The 1074-nt window shown below is 55.1% G+C and carries 1 protein-coding gene; it reads right to left on the bottom strand.

From position 1 onward, the window contains the following. Positions 1 to 65 precede the first annotated feature (65 nt). Positions 66 to 1074, bottom strand: a 1009-nt coding sequence (locus tag AC1DSG_RS31350; RefSeq protein ID WP_477794321.1) for a GntP family permease, incomplete at its 5' end; no start/stop codon positions are given.

Raw genomic sequence — 1074 nt, forward strand, 5'->3', positions numbered from 1 at the left:
TGTAGTCATAGGTCGATTCGTTCATTTCTTCACCCCTATCAATTGTTTTTGTCGGAGCTGGCCGATCAAATCAGCCCAGTTAGGTAAAACACAGCGATCACGACAAATGCCGCCATGGTTTTGAAGATCGTGAGGATGAAAATATCGCCGTAGGCCTGTCGGTGGGTTAACCCAGTCACCGCCAGTAGCGTGATGATTGCCCCGTTGTGCGGTAGCGTATCCATCCCGCCTGCCGCAATGGATGCGACGCGGTGCATCACTTCGGCAGGTATCGCATGTTGCTGAGCAAGCGCAATGAAGTGGTCACCCAGCGCGCCCAAGGTCAGGCTTAAACCCCCAGATGAAGAACCGGTGATGCCTGCGAGCACATTGACGCTGACGGCCAAGTTGATCAGTGGGTTTTCGATATTTGATAGCGTGTCGGCGACCAGTTTGAAACCTGGCAGCGCCGCAATGACCGCCCCGAATCCATATTCCGACGCCGTATTCATGCCCGCGAGCAGCGAACCTGTAACGGCAATTTGAGTAGAGTTCGTGAACTTGCCTCGGATTCTGCCCCAGCCCAATGCCAGGGTGGCCAAAATACCCAGAGCCAACGCACCTTCAACAGCCCACACCGCGGCCATTTTGGTGACATCCTGAGTCACTGCCGCGAAGTCCGGACGGAACGACACCAGCACCTGACTACCTGCGCCGTAGTAACTCAAAATCAGATCGAGCAGCAGCTTGTTGCCTACCCCGACAATGACCAATGGCAAGATGGCAATCCATGGACTGATCATGGCCTCATCAGTAGGCGGCTCAGGCTCGTTGTAATGCCCTGAGCCGTAACCCTCACCCTTCGCCATCAAGCTTCTACGACGCATCTCCAGATAGGTGATACCGCAGCCGGCAACGAAGATGGCGCCGATGATTCCAAGCCAAGGAGCAGCGTATGCATCAGTCCCGAAAAAGGCCGTGGGAATAATGTTCTGGATCTGCGGTGTGCCTGGCAGCGAGTCCATGGTGAACGTGAACGCGCCTAAGGCAATCGTGGCAGGGATCAATCGCTTCGGGATGTTATTGCGACGAAAC

This window comes from Pseudomonas sp. P5_A12, from assembly GCF_056400685.1.